Source organism: Algoriphagus sp. oki45 (assembly GCF_036245605.1).
Lineage (GTDB): Bacteria > Bacteroidota > Bacteroidia > Cytophagales > Cyclobacteriaceae > Algoriphagus.
This window is the reverse complement of sequence record NZ_BTPC01000004.1, coordinates 126,660-143,069: the sequence shown is the minus strand read 5'-3', so window position 1 is coordinate 143,069 and position 16,410 is coordinate 126,660. Positions and strand designations below refer to the sequence as shown.

Annotated in this window: 18 protein-coding genes and 1 pseudogene; all 19 read left to right on the top strand. The window is 38.8% G+C overall.

What is annotated here, in order from left to right; genetic code table 11:
* Positions 1–394 precede the first annotated feature (394 nt).
* The 19 genes and pseudogenes from AAA942_RS16675 to AAA942_RS16590 all read left to right on the top strand — a co-directional run bounded on the left by AAA942_RS16675 (position 395) and on the right by AAA942_RS16590 (position 16,407).
* Positions 395–1,390, top strand: coding sequence for a DUF6056 family protein (locus AAA942_RS16675; protein ID WP_445083352.1), 996 nt, complete (start codon positions 395–397; stop codon positions 1,388–1,390).
* A gap of 543 nt (positions 1,391–1,933) precedes the next feature.
* Positions 1,934–2,440, top strand: coding sequence for a winged helix-turn-helix domain-containing protein (locus AAA942_RS16670; protein ID WP_338221432.1), 507 nt, complete (start codon positions 1,934–1,936; stop codon positions 2,438–2,440).
* Positions 2,441–3,225: 785 nt separating this feature from the next.
* Positions 3,226–3,612, top strand: a complete 387-nt coding sequence (locus AAA942_RS16665) for a four helix bundle protein (RefSeq protein ID WP_338221431.1) — start codon at positions 3,226–3,228, stop codon at positions 3,610–3,612.
* A 216-nt stretch (positions 3,613–3,828) separates the two neighbouring features.
* Positions 3,829–4,605 carry an ABC transporter permease gene (locus AAA942_RS16660; RefSeq protein WP_338221634.1) on the top strand — a complete coding sequence of 259 codons (777 nt, stop codon included), beginning with the start codon at positions 3,829–3,831 and terminating at the stop codon, positions 4,603–4,605.
* Positions 4,606–5,123: 518 nt separating this feature from the next.
* Entirely contained in the window at positions 5,124–5,402 is a 279-nt protein-coding gene (locus tag AAA942_RS16655) for an AAA family ATPase (protein WP_338221430.1), read from the top strand.
* 60 nt (positions 5,403–5,462) lie between these two features.
* On the top strand, positions 5,463–5,840 hold the full coding sequence (locus tag AAA942_RS16650) for a nucleotidyltransferase family protein (protein ID WP_338221429.1): 378 nt from the start codon (positions 5,463–5,465) through the stop codon (positions 5,838–5,840).
* Positions 5,830–6,186, top strand: a complete 357-nt coding sequence (locus AAA942_RS16645; protein ID WP_338221428.1) for a HepT-like ribonuclease domain-containing protein — start codon at positions 5,830–5,832, stop codon at positions 6,184–6,186. The genes AAA942_RS16650 and AAA942_RS16645 overlap by 11 nt, the downstream gene beginning before the upstream one ends.
* 784 nt (positions 6,187–6,970) lie before the next feature.
* Positions 6,971–7,414, top strand: a complete 444-nt coding sequence (locus AAA942_RS16640; protein ID WP_338221427.1) for a hypothetical protein — start codon at positions 6,971–6,973, stop codon at positions 7,412–7,414.
* A gap of 721 nt (positions 7,415–8,135) precedes the next feature.
* On the top strand, positions 8,136–8,426 hold the full coding sequence (locus tag AAA942_RS16635) for a nucleotidyltransferase family protein (RefSeq protein WP_338221426.1): 291 nt from the start codon (positions 8,136–8,138) through the stop codon (positions 8,424–8,426).
* Positions 8,416–8,751, top strand: coding sequence for a HepT-like ribonuclease domain-containing protein (locus AAA942_RS16630; RefSeq protein WP_338221425.1), 336 nt, complete (start codon positions 8,416–8,418; stop codon positions 8,749–8,751). The genes AAA942_RS16635 and AAA942_RS16630 overlap by 11 nt, the downstream gene beginning before the upstream one ends.
* 432 nt (positions 8,752–9,183) lie before the next feature.
* On the top strand, positions 9,184–10,125 hold the full coding sequence (locus tag AAA942_RS16625; RefSeq protein WP_338221424.1) for a UDP-glucuronic acid decarboxylase family protein: 942 nt from the start codon (positions 9,184–9,186) through the stop codon (positions 10,123–10,125).
* Positions 10,126–10,304: 179 nt separating this feature from the next.
* Positions 10,305–11,390 (top strand): DegT/DnrJ/EryC1/StrS family aminotransferase, encoded by a 1,086-nt coding sequence (locus tag AAA942_RS16620; RefSeq protein WP_338221423.1) that lies wholly within the window; start codon positions 10,305–10,307, stop codon positions 11,388–11,390.
* Complete coding sequence (locus tag AAA942_RS16615) at positions 11,387–12,001, top strand: acetyltransferase (RefSeq protein ID WP_338221422.1); 615 nt, start codon at positions 11,387–11,389, stop codon at positions 11,999–12,001. Before AAA942_RS16620 ends, AAA942_RS16615 begins: the two co-directional genes overlap by 4 nt.
* Entirely contained in the window at positions 11,998–12,939 is a 942-nt protein-coding gene (locus tag AAA942_RS16610; RefSeq protein ID WP_338221421.1) for a glycosyltransferase family 10 domain-containing protein, read from the top strand. Before AAA942_RS16615 ends, AAA942_RS16610 begins: the two co-directional genes overlap by 4 nt.
* Before the next feature lie 65 nt (positions 12,940–13,004).
* Positions 13,005–13,649, top strand: a complete 645-nt coding sequence (locus AAA942_RS16605; RefSeq protein WP_338221420.1) for an FkbM family methyltransferase — start codon at positions 13,005–13,007, stop codon at positions 13,647–13,649.
* A complete protein-coding gene (locus tag AAA942_RS16600) occupies positions 13,642–14,442 on the top strand; it encodes a glycosyltransferase (RefSeq protein WP_338221419.1) in 801 nt (266 codons plus the stop codon). The genes AAA942_RS16605 and AAA942_RS16600 overlap by 8 nt, the downstream gene beginning before the upstream one ends.
* Positions 14,435–15,164: pseudogene (locus tag AAA942_RS20360) on the top strand (ABC transporter ATP-binding protein); the annotation flags it as partial. The gene AAA942_RS16600 and the pseudogene AAA942_RS20360, both read left to right, overlap by 8 nt.
* Positions 15,164–15,679 carry a Wzt carbohydrate-binding domain-containing protein gene (locus AAA942_RS20355; protein WP_445083353.1) on the top strand — a complete coding sequence of 172 codons (516 nt, stop codon included), beginning with the start codon at positions 15,164–15,166 and terminating at the stop codon, positions 15,677–15,679. The pseudogene AAA942_RS20360 and the gene AAA942_RS20355, both read left to right, overlap by 1 nt.
* Complete coding sequence (locus AAA942_RS16590) at positions 15,667–16,407, top strand: class I SAM-dependent methyltransferase (protein ID WP_338221417.1); 741 nt, start codon at positions 15,667–15,669, stop codon at positions 16,405–16,407. Before AAA942_RS20355 ends, AAA942_RS16590 begins: the two co-directional genes overlap by 13 nt.
* Positions 16,408–16,410 lie beyond the last annotated feature (3 nt).

Here is a 16,410-nt window from a genome sequence, read left to right as displayed (position 1 = left end):
ACCTCTTCAGTCCTCAGTTCCACAAAACGCTGAACTCTGAACCTCGAACCTCGAACACTTAACCCTCAACCCTCAACCTAGTCCAAACTACCTGAAAAAATTTCATTCGACATTAGTAAAAAATCTTTCTCTCATCCTCTGCGTCTCAGGAGTGTTCTTATTTTTCTCCTCCTCCTTGGTTTCTGTTTATTGGTGGGATGATTTTTGGAAATTCAATGAAATAGAGGATAAGGGTATCTGGGGAACTGTACGATTTTTTTATCTCAAATGGGATGGCCGAGCATTATCTCCGATTTTTACTTTTAGAAACTTAATCCTTTGGACAATACCCTATCAAAAGGCATATTTAGCCTCTATTATAGCTCTAGGGGCATTAGCGGCAACAGCTTGTGCCATGGTAAGTTTGCTGGGAGGGTATTCCTCAGAGTTTAATAAAACCGAGAAGTTTTTAATAACCTGCCTCCTTCTTTTTGGCTTATGGATGGGCTTTGTATATCATATAAGTACCAGTATTTATTGGGCTACGGGATCCTTCTATACTTATGCCAATTTGGTTTGTATTCTATCTCTTTATTTCTTGATCAAAAGGCCAAATTCACTCGCTTTAAACTCCATTCTTTTACTGGTACTAGGTCTTTCCGGAGTGAACTTGGCTCTGATAGGTATTTCGTTTCTGTTGATCAACCTAAAGCTTGGCATCAGTAAGATTTCATGGAGAAATTTTTGGATCTATTTGCTTGTTTCTTCTGTAGCACTTGGGGTCGTAATCATTGCACCGGGAAATTTCGAAAGAGCACAAGGTGAGTTTGATTTTAGTCCATATTCCATCCTTTCTAATTACCTGTCTATTTGGGTGGTTTTCAATTCTCTATCCAGGTGGATAATTCTTCTACCCTTGGTTTTTGCATTTCTTGTAAAACCCACTACAGCCAATCCGATTAAATATGCTATCCTGTTTTTTGGCTTATCTCTCATTTATATTCTCCCTTTCTCTGCTCTGGAAAACGCTGCAAGTGCCAGAACTTCAATGACTTTTCAAACTATGCATTGGCTGGGAATTTACTTTTTATCATCTTATCTGATTGACCATTTCGATATTAGGCTATCCAAAGAGGCATGCCTCTTTTTAGCCTTAGTGATATTCGGGTATTTTAATTATGTAATTAGCAGGCAAATCATTCTTGGTATGGATATCAAAAAGCAATTGCTTGCACGATATGAATTTCTGGAATCCAAAAGAGGCTCTTCTGAACTGATTACTCTGAAACCAGTAGAATTTGATTTGAGTACTTATATCAATAGAATGTATGAACTGACGGAAGACCCTGAATTTCATGCAAATCTTTCCACTGCCAAGTATTTTGGCGTCAGCAAAATCGTAGTTCCTTAAATAGATCTGGATTCATCTAAAAAAATTCAAGCAAGAAACATTCAATATTCATCATTAAGCCCTATCAGTTTCCAGCCAACCTCAGCAACCCTTTAACCCTTAACCCTTAACCCTTAACCCTTAACCTCTTCCTTCCTCAGTTCGTCAATTCATCAGTTCGACAAAACGCCGAACTCTGAACCTCGAACCCTTAACCCTTAACCTCTTCCTTTCTCAGTTCGTCAATTCATCAGTTAAACAATTCGACGATTAACCCTTAACAATTAACCCTTAACCTCTTCCTTCCTCAGTTCATCAATTCATCAGTTAAACAATTCGACGATTAACCCTTAACCACTCGTGGTGAGCTTGCCTACACTGAGCGTATTCGAAGTCCCAAAACGTTTTACGTTCAATGTTCAATGTTCAATGTTCAAGGTTCAACGTTAATTGACGTTACATGCCTGCCAATGGCAGCAACCCTTTAACCCTTAACCCTTAACCCTTAACCCTTAACAATTAACCCTTAACCCTTAACCCTTAACCCCTCCCCCTTCCCTCCCTTTGCTGGACTCCCTAGTCACATCCAAAACCCGAATCAAGCTTCTTCTGAAGTTCTTTTCTCATGCCAACTCAGGATACCTTCGCTCTTTGGCCAAGGAATTCGATGAATCCACCAATTCGGTACGGGTGGAACTCAACCGTCTGGCAGATGCCGGTCTTTTGCTGGCTGAGGAGGAGGGAAAAACCAAAATGTACAAGGCCAACGAAGGGCACCCTTTCTTTCATGAAATCAAGAATATGGTCTCCAAATTCTTGGGACTGGATGACCTGATGGAAAGGATTGTCAAGAGAATGGGAGAGGTGGAAAAGGCCTACATTGTCGGGGATTACGCCCAAGGCATTGATTCAGGTACAGTCCAAATGATTCTGGTAGGCAAAGATCTGGATACCGAATACCTGGATTTTATTCGGAACAAAACCTACGAAAAAGTGAACAGAAAAGTAGAGGTAGAAATTCTGGAAGAGGATCCGGGAGATATTTTGGGAATCCTGATTTATGGGAAATAAAGAGGTTCAGAGTTCGAGGTTCGAGGTTCAATGTTCGAGGTTCAAAGTTCAAGGTTCTACGTTCAACGTTCATCAACGTCACATCCCTGCCAAGGCAGCAACGTCTTAACCCTTAACCCTTAACCCTTAACCATTAACCCTCCTCCGTCCCCGGTTCAACAATTAAACGATTCGACAATTCGACAATTAACCCATTAACGATCAACTTTTCTTCTCCTCAACTCTTGTTAATTCCAAAGCACCGAGTAAATTTATTACTCAGTCGTCATTGCGAGGAGGTCAGTATGACCGACGAAGCAATCTTAAACAAAGGACCGTCATCGTGATCCCGAGAATCGGGAGAAATAATATCAAAAGGTGGACCGTCAATGCGAGTGAAGCGAAGCAATCTTATCAAAGAGACTGCTTCGGCTTCTAAAGTAAGCGTAAGTCTTTGAAAAAGAAGTATTGCCTCGCAGTGACGTAAGCCGGTAGCTTCCCAAATGGGAGCGAAAGGGCGAAGCTGTGTAAAAAGTTCAACGTTCAAAGTTCAACGTTAATCAACATCACTTCCCTGTCATAGGCAGAAACGTTTCAACGCTGAACCCAAAACCCAAAACGTTCAACGTTCAAAGTTCAACGTTAATCAACGTCACGCCCCTGCCATAGGCAGTAACACTCCAACGCTGAACCCAAAACCCAAAACGTTCAACGTTCAAAGTTCAACGTTAATCAACGATACATCCCTTCCAAAGGCAGCAACGCTCCTATGCTGAACCCAAAACGTCCAGCCTAAAACACTTCATATGAAAGTTCAACGTTTTGAAGATTTGGAAATTTGGAAAGAAGCGAGAGAATTAGCCTTGCTAATTAAGGAGTTAACTCGGAAAAGTGAATTTTCAAAAGACTACAAATTCGTATCTCAAATCACAAGCTCCTCCGGATCTACTATGGACAACATTGCTGAGGGATTTGACAGAGATGGAAATAAGGAGTTTTTTCAGTTTCTATCTATTGCAAAGGGATCAAATTCAGAGACAAGATCACAAGCCTATAGAGCATTTGATTATAGGTATATTGATGAAGCTGAATTAAATAAAATCCTAATTCAAACAGAAAAGCTTAAAGCAAAAATCAATTCGCTGATGCTCTACCTGAAAAATTCAGATCGTAAAGGAAACAAATACACTTGAATGTTCAACGTTCAAAGTTCAACGTTAATCAACATCACTTCCCTGTCATAGGCAGAAACGTTTCAACGCTGAACCCAAAACCCAAAACGTTCAACGTTCAATGTTCATCGTTAATCAACCTCACTTCCCTGCCATAGGCAGAAACGTTTCAACGCTGAACCCAAAACCTTGAACACAGAACATTACAAAGTAATCGTACCCTCCTCCGGCTGGAAGATGGTGGACTTCAAGGAGCTTTGGAGATACAAGGATTTGCTTTATTTCCTGACTCTCCGGGGTATAAAAGCCCGCTATGCGCAGTCCATTCTCGGGGTGTCTTGGGCGATTATCCAGCCCCTGTTCACTACAGTGGTCTTTACTTTGGTTTTCGGAGGCTTGGCCAAGGTGGACTCTGATGGGATGCCTTATATCCTCTTTTCCTACCTGGCTCTTTGGCCCTGGAACTACTTCTCGGGCACTCTGACTGAATCGGCGAATTCTCTCATTCAGAATGCCAATATGATCACCAAGGTCTATTTTCCAAGAATGGTTTTGCCCCTATCGGCCATCCTGTCTAAGATGCTGGACTTTACCATCGCCTTTGTGGTGGTGGTGATTATGCTGATCTACTTCAAGCAGCTTCCCGGTTGGGGAGTACTCTTTACCCCGCTTTTGATTCTCCAACTCCTGATGTGCAGCCTGGGAATAGGGATGTTTCTCTCTGCCTTGGCAGTGAAATACAGGGATGTAAAGCATGCCCTGACTTTCCTGGTCCAGCTCCTGCTCTATGCCGCTCCGGTGGTGTACAGCACTTCCGCAGTACCTGCCGAATATCAAAAATTCTACATCCTCAACCCGATGGTCGGGGTCATCGAAGGCTTCCGCGCCGCCTTCCTCAATCGCCCCATGCCCTGGGAATGGATCTGGCCCGGAAGTATCGTAGCAGTGGTCGTGTTTGTTTTTGGGATGTTTTACTTTCGAAGAATGGAAAGAATATTCGCTGATGTCGCATAGCCAGCCCATTCTGAGATCCCGATTAGATATTAAATTACAAGGCAATCGGGACGAAGAATGGAAAGGATCTTTGCCGATGTCGCTTAATTAGCCCATGAGGCGGTCCCGATTAACCTTTGACTTTAAAATCAATCGGGATAGAAAGATGGAGCGTACGTTCGCTGATGTAGCCTAGACGTTCAAGGTTCATCGTTCTACGTTCAAAGTTCAACGTTGATCAACGTCACGTCCATGCCAACGGCATAACGCTCCAACGTAAAACCCAAAACCCAAATCGTTCAAAGTTCCACGTTCAACGTTAATTAACGTTACGTTCCTGCCGAAGGCAGAACCACTTCAACGTAGAACCCAAAACGTAGAACGTCCAACATCACATCCCTGCCAACGGCAGCAACAATTAACTGACAATATAGAACCTCCAAAACCTTCAATCTTATTACTCAGTTTTGAATTTTTTTAGCTTATGACCATAAAAATCTTTTTAGATTCAAATGTTTTTATGGTTATACCCCTAAATAATGATTAAGAGAAACCTCTATATCGATAAACTCAAAAAGTTTATCGGAAAACCTCAGATCAAAATTATTACCGGTATCCGAAAATCCGGGAAATCTACCGTCTTGAGGCTATTGATGAATGAATTGACTCAAATAGGGGTGAAGGAACATCAGATTATCTACCTGAATTTTGAAAGTTTTGCCAATGCTCATCTTACCCAAGCCCATACGCTTTATGAGGAGATAAAACGGAAAATAATCGGAACTGAAAAGCACTACCTTTTATTTGATGAATGCTAAAAAGTGAAAAATTGGGTTAATGCAAACCAGTATTTATCTATTTAGATTTACCTTTACTAAGTGAGTAAAAAAAAGAAAAATATTGATAATCAAGTGAACGAGCCTGAATTGGAATCTTATAGACTAATCAATGGATTAGGTTTAATCAATTCAGCTTTACCGAAAATCAGGACTTTTTGCCAAAAATATTATGTAGATACTTTAGTCTTGTTTGGTTCAGCACTAAAAGGTCCATTTACCAGCGAATCAGATATTGATTTTTTAGTAAAATTCAGGTCTATACCTTTAGAAGACTATTTTGAAAATTATATCAATTTTAAAATAGAATTAGAAAAGCTCTTAGGAAGAAAAGTCGACCTTTTAGAAAAGCAGACACTTCAAAATCCTTACCTGGTTCAATCTATAGATGAAAATCATCTGAAGATCTATGGAATGTAAGACAGCTAAATGGCTAATAGATATACTAGAAGCTATTCAGGAGATAGATGATTTTGTCCAAAAGAATCAAATTCGTTCGTTCCCTAACTACCAGCAAAATAAAATGCTGAAAAGAGCTGTCGAAAGAAACCTGGAGATTATTGGTGAGGCGGTCAATAGGATCAAACAAAATGATGAACAAACCTTATTAAAAATTGAACACGCAAGGTCAATCATAGCACTTAGAAACCATGTGATTCATGCCTACGATAGTATCTCTGACGAGAATATTTGGTCAATTTTGATTAAGCATCTACCCAAGCTTAGGGAGGAAGTAAAAAATCTTCTTGAAAATAGGTCAAAGTGAAATCGCTATTTTTGGTTCAACCTGCCAAACAGAACCTCACTTGCCTGGCCAAGGCAAAAACGTTTAAATGTAGAATGCACAACGCTGAACCACCTGTAGTGAGCCTGTCGAACTAAAAACCCAAAACGTAGCACGTTCAACGTTCAACGTTCAACGTTCAACGTTATTTAACGTTACGTCCCTGCCAAAGGCACAACGCTCCAACGTAGAACCCAAAACGTAGCACGTTCAACGTTCAAAGTTCATCGTTCAACGTTCATTAACGTTACGTTCCTGCCAAAGGCACAACGCTCCAACGTTGAACCCAAAACGTAGAACGTTCAACGTCCCGTTCCCGCCAAAGGCACAACGCTCCGATGGCACAACGCTACAACCTAGAACCCAAAACGTAGAACATTACATATTAAATACTAAACCCAAACTATCAATCAGCTCGTTTATAGTTTGGATAGGCTTAAGTAGATATACATCATGAATCAGAAAACAAAAAAAATTGAGATTCAAAGCTTTCAAACTAGGATGAAGGCTGAAATGCCACGTATAAAAAAGGAAATTGAAACATACGAAAAGGCGCTTAGAAAAGGTGTGCTGAAAAATCAACCTAATACTTCACCTCAATTCAATCTTGGCTAATCCACGACTTTGGGTAGTAGCTGGATGCAATGGGGCTGGCAAGTCTTCATTTTCTAAGTCACTTTTTGATTATCAATTGATTCCCTTCGATTACGATAAATACTTTCTTGATTATTATCATAATCTTTAGCTGTCTGATATTCAGGATCGAATGGCTCATAATCTAGCCTTCGAGGAGTTGAAAAGACAAATAGAAATAGCCGTAAACGATCGTAAGGATTTCGCTTATGAAACAAATTTTAATTCCACTCCACTTTTCTGGCCAGAGAAATTCAAAAAAGTAGGCTATAAGATTCACCTTATCTATTTTGTGTTAGATTCATTGGAAGAAGCCAAAAGAAGAGTTGCTATTCGAGTAGCCAATGGAGGACATTTCGTCCCGTCTTCTGAAATAGAAAAAAGATATTTTGAAGGCTTTTCTAACCTCAATATGTATTTTGCCTACTTCGATTCGGTTGACGTATTTGATTGCTCTACCTATAAAAAAGAGCCTCAGTTTTGTTTTTCTATTTCACATGGGAAGCTCTTATATAAAAAGCAATTTCCAAAATTCCTTGAATCATTGATTCCTGATGTTGCAAGACTCGTTGCTTAGTGGAGTTTATGTTTTGATTAACAAAATCCGTTCAACGTTCCACGTTAATCAACTTCACATCTCTGACCAAGGCTGTATCTATTCAACGCTGAACCCAAAACCAAGAACGTTCAATTTTGTCAGGCTGAGCACCTGAGGGACGAGAGTCCCGAAGTCGAAGTCTCAAAACGTAGAACGTCCAACGTTCAAAGTTCATCGTTCAACGTTCATTAACGTTACGTTCCTGCCGAAGGCAGAACCACTTCAACGTAGAACCCAAAACGTAGAACGTCCAACGTCACATCCATGCCAACGGCAGCAACGAATTAACCCTTAACAATTAACCTTTAACCCTTAACCTCTACCTTCTTCAGTTCGTCAATTCATCAGTTCGACAAAACGCCGAACTCTGAACCCCGAACTCCGAACCCTTAACCCTTAACTCGCAGCTTTCTCAGTTCGTCAGTTAAACAGTTCGATAATTCATCAATTCAACAATTCATCAGTTCCTCAATTCGACAAGGAACCCCGAACCCCGAACTTCGAACCCTTAACCCTTAACCCTTAACCTCATCTTTCTCAATTCACCTGTTGGGAAAATAGGCCGGTCAATTCAAGCTTGAACCCTCAATTTTTTTTAAATTCATTAATAAGATAGCTAATGAAAGAAAACGCAGTGTTCGATCAAGTTTCAGAACCCCTTAGTTCGTATTACTCAACGAATGAAGGGTTTAAATTACTCTTGGAAAAAAGAACCGAACTGCTTGATTTATGCCATAAGCATCAGATCGAAAAGCTTTATGTCTTTGGTTCTGCTTTGGGCAATACGTTTTCTGAAAACAGTGATTTTGATTTTTTAATCAGATTCAAAAATATTCCATTCGATCAATATACCGACCACTATTTTGAGCTTCATGAAGATCTAGAGCGTTTATTGGGCAGAAAGATCGACTTATTGACAGAAAATTCTTTGGGAAATAAATTCTTCAAGGAAAAAATTCTCTCTTCAAGGCTTCTACTTTATGCAGCTTGAATTAAAGAAATTACTCCTTGATATAACGACATCCATAGAGTCGATAGATACCTACTTAGGAAAAAAAAGAGACTTCCTTACATTTCAAAAAAAGAAAATGCTTCGAAGGGCTGTAGAAAGAGAATTGGAGATTATTGGAGAAGCTACTAATCGAATTCTGAAAATAGATCCTGATTTTACCATTTCGGAGGCAAGAAGAATTGTGAATTTACGGAATTGGGTCATCCATGCTTACGATTCAGTAGATCCGATAATTATTTGGGGAATTCTAAACAAAGACTTGCCCATCCTAAAAGAACAGGCCAAAAAGCTCCTTGAGGAATAATGAAATTGATCAGAAATTCAATCTTAATCCCAAAACGTTCAACGTTCAACGTTCAACGTTAATCAACGTCACGTCCATGCCAACGGCAGAAACGAATTAACCCTTAACAATTAACCCTTAACTCGTAGCTTTCTCAGTTCGTCAGTTAAACAGTTCGACAATTCATCAATTCAACAGTTCATCAGTTCGTCAATTCGACAATGAACCCCGAACTCTGAACCCCGAACTTCGAACCCTTAACCACTCGTGGTAAGCTTGTCGAACCATTAACCCTTAACAATTAACCTTTAACCCTTAACCCTTAACCTCTACCTTCTTCAGTTCTTCAATTCATCAGTTCGACAAAACGCCGAACCCTGAACTTCGAACTCTGAACCCCGAACTTCGAACCCTTAACCCTTAACTTCCAACTTCCTCAATTAACCAACATCCTTGAAACGCATCCTCGTCACCGGCGGAGCCGGATTTTTAGGCTCTCATCTTTGTCAAAGACTCCTCCAAGAGGGACATGAAGTCCTCTGTGTGGACAATTTTTTTACCGGAAGAAGGCAAAATATCCACTCCATGCTCGATCATCCCAACTTCGAGATGCTCAGGCATGACATCACCTTTCCGCTCTTTGTGGAGGTGGATGAGATCTACAACTTGGCCTGTCCTGCCAGCCCGGTGCATTATCAGTTTGACCCGGTGCAGACGACCAAGACCTCCGTCATGGGCGCTATCAATATGCTGGGATTAGCCAAGCGACTGAAGATAAAGATCCTGCAAGCCAGCACTTCAGAGGTCTATGGAGACCCTAGTGTCCATCCCCAACCCGAATCCTACTGGGGCAATGTAAATCCCATCGGGCCTAGGGCCTGCTATGATGAGGGCAAGCGCTGTGCGGAGACGCTATTCTTCGACTACCATAGACAGCATGGGGTAGAGATTAAGGTTATTCGAATCTTCAATACCTACGGACCCAATATGCAGCCCAACGATGGGCGGGTGATCAGCAACTTTATCCTGCAGGCCTTGCGAAATGAACCCATTACCATATATGGGGATGGAAGCCAAACCCGCAGCTTCTGCTATGTATCCGACTTGATCGAGGGGATGTATGGGCTGATGCAAACCTCAAAGGAAATCACCGGGCCGATCAATGTGGGCAATCCCACAGAGACCACCATGCTTGAACTTGCCCAACTTATCTTGGACCTCACCGGCAGCAAAAGCCAACTGGTCTTCAAAAACCTCCCCCAGGACGATCCCAAACAGCGCAATCCCGATATCCGTCAAGCAGCCGAACTCCTCAACTGGAATGCTCAAGTGGATCTAAAAGCCGGACTGGAGAAGACAATAGCGTATTTTGAGAAGGTGATGGATCAAGGCTGATTTGAGGTAAACAGATTAGGGCCAAAAGTTCAACGTTCAAGGTTCTGCGTTGATTGACCTAACGTCCCTGCCGAAGGTAAAACGCATTAACCAATAACCATTAACCCTTAATCTCCACCTTCCTCAATTCGACAATTCATCAGTTCGACAATTAACTCAAAACATTTAACCTCCAAAACTTGATCCCCGTCACCAAACCTTTTCTTCCCCCCAAAACTGAATACCAACGATATATCGATGGGATTTGGGAGAGAAATTGGCTGACCAACAATGGTCCTTTGGTCAATGAGCTTGAACTTCAACTGAAGGAATATCTCGGAGTTAATCATCTTTTGTTTGTAGTAAATGGGACCATTGCTCTTCAGATGGCAATTAAAGCCTTGGATCTCAAAGGTGAAATTATTACCACGCCTTTTTCCTATGTAGCCACTACTTCCAGTATTGTCTGGGAGGGCTGCAAACCGGTATTTGTAGATATCTTGGAGGATAAGTTTACACTGGACCCCTCAAAAATTGAAGCTGCGATTACTCCAAATACCTCGGCAATTCTTGCCACCCACGTATATGGTATTCCCTGCGAGGTGGAGGAAATCCAACGCATCGCTGATAAGTATAAACTCAAAGTAATCTACGACGGGGCCCATGCTTTCGGGGTGAAAGTAAAAGGAAAGTCTCTCTTTGAATATGGAGATATCTCGACCTGCAGCTTTCATGCAACCAAGCTTTTCCATTCCATAGAAGGGGGGGGAGTGTTTACCAAAGACCCCGAGCTTCTCAAGCGCTTGGCATATCTCCGCAATTTCGGACATGATGGTTTTGAGAAATTCAATGGGATAGGAATCAATGGGAAAAATTCCGAATTCCATGCGGCTATGGGACTCTCTGTCTTACCTTATTTGAAGGAGATAATTCAAAAAAGAACAGAGCAATTCGAGTATTACAGGCAAATGTTGAAAGGTCTAAAAGTAAGTTTTCCAAATACACTTGGAATAGAAAATTACAATTACAGCTATTTCCCTATTCTTTTTCAGGCAGAAGCTCAATTACTCAAAAGCATGGAGATCTTAGAAAATCATGGCGTTGGGTCTAGGCGATATTTTTATCCAGGATTGAATAATCTTGATTATACTTCTGGAGATTGCCTTGTTTCAGATCTAGTCTCTTCAAGAATTCTCTGTCTTCCTCTCTATCATTCTCTATCAAAAGAAGAACAGAAGATGATTGCAAGGTTGTTACTCAGGGTTCAAAATAATTCGATTATATGATAGTGGCGGGTGCAGGAGGCCATGCAATGGAACTATTGGATATTTTGATTTCAGGAGGGAAAACCGAAAACCTAGTCTTCTTCGATGAGATCAATATTAGGGAGGTCTTTCAGGATCGCTTCCCGATTATCCATTCTGCAGAAGAAGTAAAAGCCCATTTCCAAAAGGATCCCTTCTTTATCCTAGGGACAGGGAACCCCCAACTTCGTCATCAGTTTTATCTGCGATTTACCGGATTAGGCGGGAGATTGATTTCTGTGCAGGGTAAAGGGGTCGCTTTTAGCAATTTCTCTTCAGGTGCAGAGGAAGCGGATATTTTCAATCTCTGTTTTATCGGAGCAAATACCCAAATCGGAAAGGGCTGCCTCATCAATACCGGAGCCCAAATCCATCATGAAGTAAAAATAGGAGACTTCACCGAAGTAAATCCAGGGGCTGTGTTACTTGGGAAAGTAGAGGTCGGTAAGTTCTGTTCCATCGGAGCGAATGCGACCATACTACCAAAAGTGAAAATCGGAAATAAGGTTACCGTAGGGGCAGGGTCCGTTGTGACTCAGGATGTGGAAGATGAGGTAACAGTTGTAGGCGTACCAGGGGTAAGAATAAAGTGAAATTAAGAGTAGACTTTGTTGATTTTTACAAAGAGTTAAATAAGGAAAATAATTTCTTTATTAATATACTCAGAGAGGTTTGTGATGTTGAAGTTTCAAATAATCCAGATTTGATTTTTTATAGTAATTACGGAGTGGATAATTTAAAATATAGTTGCTATAAAATATTTTATTCAGCCGAAAATATTAGACCAGATTATCGATTCTGTGACTTTTCATTAACTTTTGATTATCTAGATGATAAAAGGAATTTTAGATTACCATTATACTGTATTCATCTTAAGGATTTTAACTCTTTTGTAAAGGAAAAAAATCTTGGAGTAAGGCCGAAAAATAAATTTTGTAATTTTGTGTATTCCAATGAAAAAGCGAAAGAGCGAATAGAATTTTTTAAGATCTTAAGTAAATACAAAAAAATTGATTCGCCGGGCAAGGTTTTGAATAATATGCCTACTTCATTTTCTGGAATTAGATACGACTATAAATCCAAATTGGAGTTTTTGTCTAACTATAAGTTTACAATTGCTTTTGAAAATGAGTCCTACCCCGGTTATACAACGGAAAAGATCATTCATCCTCTTCTAGTGGGTAGTATTCCAATTTACTGGGGAAACCCAATGATTGCCGAAGATTTTGATGAAAATTTATTTATTAATGTACATAATTTTCAGTCTTTTGAGGAGGTAGTGGAAAGAGTAATTGAAATTGATATGGACCGTAATAAATCCATGGAGTTTTTACCTGATTCAAGTAATTTTGAAAAGATTCTAAATGGTTTTGAAGTTCAATTAACTGATTTTTTTGAGTTTGTGGTTTCTAATATGCATCAATCACCTTCTATTTCTTCTAGTTTTCTTGGAAGAAATAGAAGGATATTTGAACTTTTTTCTATGAGAGGAAAGAACGCTTTAATTAAATTCAATAAATTATTTAGGTGAAGTATTTCAAGTTATTTATACCTCCGATTTTTTTCATTCTAATAAGTAAACTTAGAAGGAAGATATTGGGTAACAATCCGAAAAAAATCATTGTTGATCCATTTCTTGTAAATTCATATAGCCAATATCATGAAGATTTAATAATTGATTCCATTTTAAACAAAGAAAATGGATTTTATGTTGACATAGGTGCTAATGATCCTGTTCATCTTAGCAACACGAAACGGTTTTATGATAAAGGCTGGAATGGTATTAACATTGAGCCCCAATCTTTTAAGATTTCCGAATTCAATACCCAAAGGGAAAGAGATATTAATTTAAATATAGGCATAGGGCCTTTGGATGGTTACATGGAGTTTTTTGAATTGGATATTTCATCCTTATCTTCATTTAATAAGAAAATTGCTTTTGAGAATTGTAATAAATTTAAAGCAAATATAAAGGAAGTAAAGCAAGTTCCTGTTAGACGGTTGGACTCTATTTTAAATGAGAATTTACCTCATGACTTCAATATTGATTTCTTTTCTATCGATACCGAAGGATTTGAAATGGAAGTATTAGAAAGCAATAATTGGTCTATTTATAGACCGAATGTAATTATAATTGAATTTGGAAATAGACTAGTTGAAATCAATGAATATTTGACTTCCAAAAAATATAGTTTGATTTTCAAGAATGGTTGTAATTTAATCTACAAAAGAATTGACTAACCCCTTGGTTTCTGTCTGCATGATTACCTATAATCATGAAAAGTTTATTGCTGAAGCCATATATGGAGTTTTGATGCAGGAGGTTGATTTTGAAGTTGAATTGATTATTGCTGATGATTGCTCTACCGATCGAACCGGCGAAATTGTAAAGACTTTTATTGATTCTCATCCCAAAGGCCATTGGATAAAATACACCCGGCATAAAAAAAACTTGGGCATGATGCCCAATTTTATTTGGGCTTTAGAAAGTTGTCAAGGAAAATATATAGCCTTCTGTGAGGGGGATGATTATTGGATTGATTCAAATAAATTATTTAATCAGGTCTTTTTTCTAATAAATAATCCAAATTTTTCATTTTCTTTTCACGATGCATATTATTTGTACAATGGAATTAAAGAAAAAACTTTTTCTGATAAATATACTTTCTTAAACAGGGGTTCTAAGGTTTTTTCTATTAAAGATTTGGAAAAGTATAAATGGTTTATTCCTTCTTGTTCTCTTGTTTTTAGGAATTTTAAAATTCCAAATTGGTTGTCAAAATCATCCATTGGAGACTTTTCTATTCATTTGATCTTGAGTGAAATAGGAGATTTTTATTTCCATGATTCTATCTGGGGTGTTTATAGAATTCATGAAAATGGAATTTCTCAAAGAATTAATACCTTTTCAAATAGGCTTAATGACATTAGTCTTTGGTTTACTAATATTAAAGGAATCAGAAAAGTTATACTTTTTCGATGGTATTTCTCTGTTTTATGGCGTTTCCTTAAATCAAAGATTTTAAATGAGTAGTGTAATTAAAGTCCAAAACCTCTCCAAACGCTATCGCCTTGGCTTAAAAGAAAAGCAAGCCGATACCTTGCTGGGACAAATTTCTCAGATTATCAGTTCGCCTTATGAAAATTTGAAACGCCTTCGCGATTTAAATCGATTTGGAAAAGAACCATCCCTATCGGTAGGCAGGGATGATTCTGTATTCTGGGCCTTAAAAGATGTTTCCTTTGAAGTAAAAGAGGGTGAGGTATTGGGAATTATCGGAAAAAATGGAGCTGGGAAATCTACCCTCCTTAAAATTCTTTCTCAAATCACCGAACCCACCTCGGGTAAGATCGAAATCCATGGACGAGTAGCTTCCCTTCTGGAAGTGGGTACAGGTTTTCATCCTGAACTTTCTGGTCGTGAAAATATCTACATGAATGGTACCATCTTGGGAATGACTCGACGAGAAATTGATTCCAAACTGGATGAAATTATAGATTTTTCAGGAGTGGAAAAGTTTATTGATACTCCAGTGAAATTTTATTCTTCAGGGATGAAAGTTCGTTTGGGATTTTCGGTTGCAGCGCACCTAGACCCTGAGATTTTGATTATTGATGAAGTCTTGGCCGTAGGGGATTATGAATTCCAAAAAAAGTGTCTGGGGAAGATGGAGGATGTGAGTAAGAATCAGGGAAGGACCATAATTTTTGTATCCCATCAAATGGATGCTATTCGAAATCTTTGTTCCAAGTGTTTGTTACTAAAGGATGGTCATGTTGTTGAATATGGGGAAACCAATTCAGTTATCTCGACATATCTTGGAGCATACCAATTTTCATTGAAAAAGGAATTTTACGATTCACCTAATTCATATTTAAAATGGATAGCAATAGATCCAAAGGGAATAGAAAATGGAGAATTCCTTTTGGAGGTTGGTTTTGATTCTCCTCATGATATTGATTACCCTGTAGTAGGTTTTGTGATTTATAATCAGTTTGGAACCCCAGTTTTTGGTTCTAATCCTAGATTTCACAAAGATCAATATCAACCCAAAAAGGGTAAAAATGGGGTAATTAAAGCATATTTGAAAGCTTTGTCCTTACATTCAGGTATTTATAAACTGTCCGTTTGGTTTGGAGATGGGCTAAATGATTTTGAATATCATGAAGATGTACTTGCTTTTGAATATTTATCACCTAATTCCTATACTCAAAAACCTAATCCTTTAATAATTGGCTCTTTTGATCCTATTATTTCATGGAGTATCTAAAGTCTAATATGAGTAGATATGTTCATACACTCGAAACTCACAATCAAAAAGCTGCTGAAATCGTTTTACCACTTTTGTTTCAATTCTTTAATCCCATAAGCCTTTTAGATGTTGGATGTGGCATCGGCACATGGCTCTCGGTGGCAAAGAAATTAGGTGTACTTGATGTGAAAGGTGTGGATGCAGATTATGTCGATCGAATTCTTTTAAGGAAGTACTTTTCCGAGGAGGACTTTATTTCTCACGATTTGACTAGGCCTTTGGAGTTAGGAAGAAAATTTGATCTTTGTTTGTGTCTTGAAGTGGCGGAGCATTTACCTGAGAATTCGGGCGAAACTTTGATTGATACCCTTGTTTGCCACTCTGATATGATACTTTTTTCTGCTGCAATCCCAGGTCAAGGAGGGCAAAATCATATTAATGAACAAGAACCTCAATATTGGATTGAGAAATTTGCCAAAAGGGGATATAATGTATTTGATCCAATTAGACCACTTGTTTGGAATAATGACTCAGTAGATTTTTGGTATAGACAGAATATTTTTGTTTTTTCTAAAAAGTCTTTAGGGCTCAATCAGCCTACCTTTCTCTATTTAGTGCATCCTAAACTTTATCAAATTCAAGTAAAAAAGATTGGTCAACTTGAAAGGCAACTTGGAAAAATTAAATCTGGTAATGTAAGTTTTAGGTTTTATTTAAAAGGGTTGATAAAAAGCTTATTTCAATAAATA